This is a genomic window from bacterium endosymbiont of Bathymodiolus sp. 5 South, from assembly GCF_900128535.1.
GTDB lineage: Bacteria > Pseudomonadota > Gammaproteobacteria > PS1 > Pseudothioglobaceae > Thiodubiliella.
Window position 1 is genome coordinate 1 of the sequence record NZ_FQTR01000117.1, and the last position, 5,649, is coordinate 5,649.

Genomic DNA, 5,649 nt, shown 5'->3' on the forward strand with positions numbered 1-5,649 from the left:
TTTTAGCAAAAGTTGGTTGATTTGTCTATGGTTATTGTTGGTTTTATTGTTATAAATCAATTTGTTGTGTGGTTTTTAAGGGTTGACTATTTATGCAAAGGTCTCTGATTAATAAAAATAGAGGGTTATATTATAAAAATACCCCCCTATTCCCTCTATCCCTCTTATTTTAAAGGGTAGCGTCCCCTTATTTTCTAGTTTAAACGCTTTGGTAAAAGCTGTATATTTTCTAGTCATTTTGGACTCCAAAATTATTCAAATTTAGCGTCCAGTTTATTGGGAGAACTTTAAGCCTTTTTTATTTTCAAGTGAAGGAAAAGATGCAGTAAAATTTAACCAACTTATTACTTGAGAATTACTTATGCAAAAAGATATCGTTTCAACCAACAAAGCACCTGAGGCAATCGGCACTTACTCTCAAGCAGTAGCAGTAACGGGTGGCATCACAGTGTATCTATCAGGGCAAATTCCTTTGGTACCTGAGACCATGGAAATAGTTGAAGGCGGTATTAACGAACAAATTCACCAAGTGTTTAAGAACTTGAGTGCTGTATGTGGGGCAGCAGGTGGTGATTTGAATGATATTGTAAAACTCAATATCTTTTTGACAGATTTGAGCCATTTCCCCACAGTAAATGAGATTATGGCACAATATTTTTCTGTGCCCTATCCTGCGCGTGCAGCCCTTGGCATTAAAGAATTACCCCGAGGGGCGCAAGTAGAAATGGATGGTGTTTTAGTCAAAGAAGCCCATCCTCAATAAATAGGGCAGGTCTAGCATTAATGGAATTATCTGACCCAATTATTTCAATCAATGGATTAGGTCCAAAAGCACAAGAAAAATTAAATGCTTGTGGTATTTACAACTTGGAACATTTGTTATTTCATTTACCCCATCGATACCAAAACAAAACATCTTTTGGTCAATTAAATCAAGCGCGCATAGGCGATGAAATTTTAGTGCAACTAACCATTGAGCGTATTGAAGCTCCGCCAAGTAGCACTCGCACTAAAACTCGCCAGTTGTTGTGTTATCTCATTGATGAGAATAATCGGCGCTTATTATTGCGATTTTTCCATTTTAATCAATATCAAAAGCAACGGCTGGTGCGTGGCGATATTATCCAATGTTTTGGTGAGATAAAAATCGGCAAAGATGGTTTGGAAATGTATCACCCTGAATATCGATTAATCTCCAAAGGACAAAGCACTTTACTGGAAAAAACCTTAAGTCCAGTTTACCCATTGACTGGCAATATTGCCCAAACACAGATGAAAAAATGGGTGAATACGGCGATGGAGGCACTGAAAAACTCGCCACTCAGGGATAATTTTGAATCACTAACCAATCATTCTATGCCGTCATTAAAACAGGCGTTAGAAATATTGCATCATCCAAAAGAAGGTGAAAATCTAGCGCAAATTGAAGCATTCAAACACATTGCACAACAACGATTGATTATTGAAGAATTGTGTGCACAACAACTCAGTTTGCTACAATTAAAAAAACAGCGTAAAAATAAAATAACCAATGTATTTGACATTAAAGACAACTTATCAAATCAATTACATCAGCATTTAGGCTTTGCATTAACCAACGCTCAACAGCGCAGTATTGCTGATATTAATGCAGATTTATCGTCCAATCATCCGATGTTAAGACTGTTGCAAGGTGATGTTGGCTCTGGCAAAACCATCGTTGCGGTTTTTGCTTGTTTGCAAGCGGTTGAGAATAGTTTTCAAGCAGCAATCATGGCACCAACTGAGATTTTAGCATCGCAACACCTGCAAAGTTTTTCAAATTATCTCAATCCTTTGGGGATTGAAATCGCATTTCTAACAGGGTCACAAAATACCCAAACAAGAGCGCAACAAACAGAAAAAATACAATCGGGTCAAGCACAGATAGTCATTGGCACGCATGCTTTATTTCAACAAAGCATTACCTTTAACAAACTCGGATTGGTTATTATCGATGAACAACACAAGTTTGGCGTGCATCAACGCCTGTCTTTGGTGCAAAAAGCGCACAATACCCCGCACCAATTGGTCATGACTGCCACCCCTATTCCACGCTCACTGACAATGAGCGCTTATGCAGATTTAGACTCGTCAATTATTGACGAATTACCCCCTGGTAGAATGCCTGTACAAACCATTGCACTAAGCAATGAGCGTAAAGATGAAGTGATTGAAAAAATTAAGCAGGTGTGTCATGCAAACAACCAGGTGTATTGGGTGTGTACTTTAATTGAAGAATCTGAAGCCTTACGCGCTGAATCTGCTATCAATACACATCATTATTTACAACAAAATCTGCCAAATCAATCTGTTGTACTCATTCATGGAAAAATGAACAAAGATGAAAAAAATACCATTATGCAACAATTTTCGTGTGGTGAGGTTAATGTATTGGTGGCAACAACGGTAATCGAAGTGGGTGTTAATGTGCCAAATGCATCACTCATGGTAATTGAAAATTCAGAACGATTAGGTTTGGCACAATTACACCAATTACGCGGGCGTGTAGGTCGTGGTAATGATAAAAGTATTTGTATACTTATGTATCAGGCACCACTCAGTAGCGCTGCAAAAGAGCGACTTAATATTCTAAGGCAAACCAATGATGGCTTTGTGATTGCCAACAAAGATTTAGAATTACGAGGCCCTGGCGAGATTCTTGGCACGCAACAAACAGGTATTGCCAATATGAAAATTGCCAATATCGTGCGTGATGGATATCTTCTCAAGCAGGTACATTTTTATTGTGATAAATTTATCAATGAAAGTGAAGAAAAACAACAAATGCTAATCCAGCGATGGATTACCCACGACAAATCCCAATACGCCAGCACATAGTAAAATGTCATTTATGAATATTGAAAACCTGCTTTGGGTAAACTTAGACACACAGATGACAATACCTAAAGCACTAAAACCATGGCTGATTGATAATCAATCATTAACGCACAAGCTCAAGCAAAAATTTGAGGATTTTGCGGTAAATGTGCTGTCTCAAACACAGGGGCAAGCCCACAAAAATGAAGCTGATTTGGTTGCTACCCAAGACGATTGCATTATTCGTGAAGTAGAATTATTAGGCAATCAACAAGTGATGATTTTTGCACGCTCAATCATACCGATTACCAATGATACCAAAGATTTACGCACTATTGGTGGTAAGCCATTGGGCGAAATTTTATTTAATGATGAGAGCATCGTGCGTGGCAAACTACAAATAACACACGCAGATAATCTTTGGGGAAGACGCTCAACCTTCACCATCGGTCAAACCAAATTATTGGTGAGCGAGTTCTTTTTGGAGAACCTTTATGCGTGACAAGCTCTTTCAAAAAAAGACAGATTTGGTGGATTTTACTTTTGATGAAAGCGTTGCCAATGTATTTGACAATATGGTTAGACGCTCAGTGCCTGGTTATCAATCCATGATTGAAATGGTCGGACTGATGGTTAAAACCTATGGGCAAGACAACAGCAATTATTATGACCTTGGTGCGTCAACAGGGACAATTTCTTTGGCACTTGGCTTAAACAACAACCATAATAATAATCAGATTATTGCGATTGACAATTCACTGGATATGATCAAAAAATGTGAGTCCAATCTTGCAGATGAATTATCAAACTTTAAAACTATTTGCAATAATATTGAAGATACGCCCATTGAAAATGCATCTATCGTTGTGCTCAATCTTACCTTACAATTTATCAAACCCGAACAAAGGCAAGCACTTATTAACACTATTTATCAAGGGTTAAATAAAGGCGGTGCATTGATTGTATCGGAAAAAATTCATTTTGACGATAGACAGAAACAAGATGAGACAACCAAACTACACTTAGATTTTAAGCGTGCGAACGGCTACAGCGAATTAGAGATTGCCAACAAACGCCAAGCCATTGAAAATGTGTTGATTACTGATAGTCAACAAACGCATTTTAAACGATTTAAAAACGCAGGATTTGCCCAAAGTTTTTGTCACTTTCAGTGCCTTAACTTTGTCTCCTTTTTAGCGGTAAAATAAAAGACTAAAACCAAAATATGATTTTTGACAAATGATACTATTTGAGACCTTTGCATAAATAGGAACAATCATCAAAAACCCACTTTTCACCCACTTGGCGATTTTTTAAACCCAGCCTTAGCCCTGCTAGGACAAGGTTTAAAGAAATCACCAATTGGGCAAAAATTGGATTTTGCTAATCATCCCTATTTATGCAAAGGTCTCTATTAAATTTGAGTAGCAATTGGCTATATATGGCTATTAGTTCGGAATTGGTTAAAGTTACACTAAAAAAAATTCAAAACGATAAACTCAAAGGCAAAACTTTTTAGAGTTCGGATTTTGTTTTAGGGTGCTAGATAAAAGTGCAAGGTTTTTTCTAGTAAAATCAAGGGTTTTGGTGTCGTCAGAATATAAAATATGTTACACAACTATAAATTAGGTTGTATTTCAGCAAGTCAAACTATAGTTATAACAGGCATATTTTTATTGATATGGGCCTTTGGCTCTTACTTGATTTATGTATTAACCGTACCAGATCCATTTGTATGTTTCCCTCCTTTTTCTGGATGTGTTTCTATTTCTCATGCAGGAGGTTATCCTTTTTCAGGTTTTTTTTATAGACTATTAGTGTTGCCACTCGCTCCGTTCTTGGGGTTGTCTATGTATTTTATCGTTCAGTTTTTACAAAATATAAATCCTGATGTACGCCCAAATATTCGACGCACATTGATTCTGCTTGGGTCTGTTATTCTTCCCATCTCTTTTATTGTTGCAGAAGCTTTTAAAGATGGTCACCGATTTCACCCTCAATATGTTTCAGATCTTCATTTGTTGTTCTCAGTTATTGCATTTTTATCATTAATTATATTTCAAATTATTGCCTCCCTTCAGTTGCCCAAGGCACGAAGTATGATTTTTCTTGCGCTTCTACCTGTATTTATAATTGTATTTCAATATTCCACCCACATTCAGAAGATAAATGATATTGTGGAATGGAATGTTTTTATTTCCATTGTCGTTTGGAATGTTCTTATTGGAAGGTCTTTGCGTCAATAGTTAGTCCTTAAACTTTATAAAAATCTTAAAAACCACATGCTCTACTCATAACTATAATCAAGGAAATAAGGGGGTGCTACCCTTTAGAATAAGGGAAATAGACAAGGAATAGAGAGAATAGGGGGTGCAAATCCTCTATTCTTATTAGCCAAAAACTAAAATTCTATAAAGCCCCAACAAATTAAGACAACAATTTAAATTTTCTTATTTCGAACAAGTTAAACTAAACAAAAAAATCGGAGTAAAAAAAATGAGTAAAAAACGAACCAAAATAAAAGCACCTTGGTGCAGATTGCTAGCAAGCATAACATCCTTCCACAAAACCTACAGAATTGGAAAAAAACCTTCCTTGCTAACGCTGAAATTGCCATGGAGCCCTCCAAGACAGTTAAAGAATACAAAGAAGAGCTTATTAAATCACAAAAGCAAAACGAGCGTTTAACTACACTAGCAGGTAAAGTAACCGTAGAAAAGGAGTGGCTGGCAAAAAAGCTAAAAAGCTTGGGCTTATTTAATTGCAAACAGTTAGTTGAGTTCAAGCTATCTTCACCACACATGCCGTGTT

The 5,649-nt window shown here is 36.7% G+C and carries 6 protein-coding genes; all 6 read left to right on the forward strand.

Annotation, left to right across the window (positions count from 1 at the left end; all coding sequences use genetic code 11):
• The first annotated feature begins 361 nt into the window (after positions 1-361).
• Positions 362-763: a RidA family protein gene (locus BBROOKSOX_RS08660; RefSeq protein ID WP_139661060.1), complete on the forward strand. Its 402-nt coding sequence runs from the start codon at positions 362-364 to the stop codon at positions 761-763.
• A 20-nt stretch (positions 764-783) separates the two neighbouring features.
• Positions 784-2,859, forward strand: coding sequence for an ATP-dependent DNA helicase RecG (recG, locus tag BBROOKSOX_RS08665; RefSeq protein ID WP_139661063.1), 2,076 nt, complete (start codon positions 784-786; stop codon positions 2,857-2,859).
• A gap of 13 nt (positions 2,860-2,872) precedes the next feature.
• Entirely contained in the window at positions 2,873-3,340 is a 468-nt protein-coding gene (locus tag BBROOKSOX_RS08670) for a chorismate--pyruvate lyase family protein (protein WP_139661066.1), read from the forward strand.
• On the forward strand, positions 3,333-4,046 hold the full coding sequence (gene cmoA, locus BBROOKSOX_RS08675; protein WP_139661069.1) for a carboxy-S-adenosyl-L-methionine synthase CmoA: 714 nt from the start codon (positions 3,333-3,335) through the stop codon (positions 4,044-4,046). Before BBROOKSOX_RS08670 ends, cmoA begins: the two co-directional genes overlap by 8 nt.
• 399 nt (positions 4,047-4,445) lie before the next feature.
• Positions 4,446-5,084, forward strand: a complete 639-nt coding sequence (locus tag BBROOKSOX_RS08680) for a hypothetical protein (RefSeq protein WP_139661072.1) — start codon at positions 4,446-4,448, stop codon at positions 5,082-5,084.
• A gap of 285 nt (positions 5,085-5,369) precedes the next feature.
• Positions 5,370-5,649, forward strand: a 280-nt coding sequence (locus tag BBROOKSOX_RS08685) for a transposase (RefSeq protein WP_373896621.1), incomplete at its 3' end; no start/stop codon positions are given.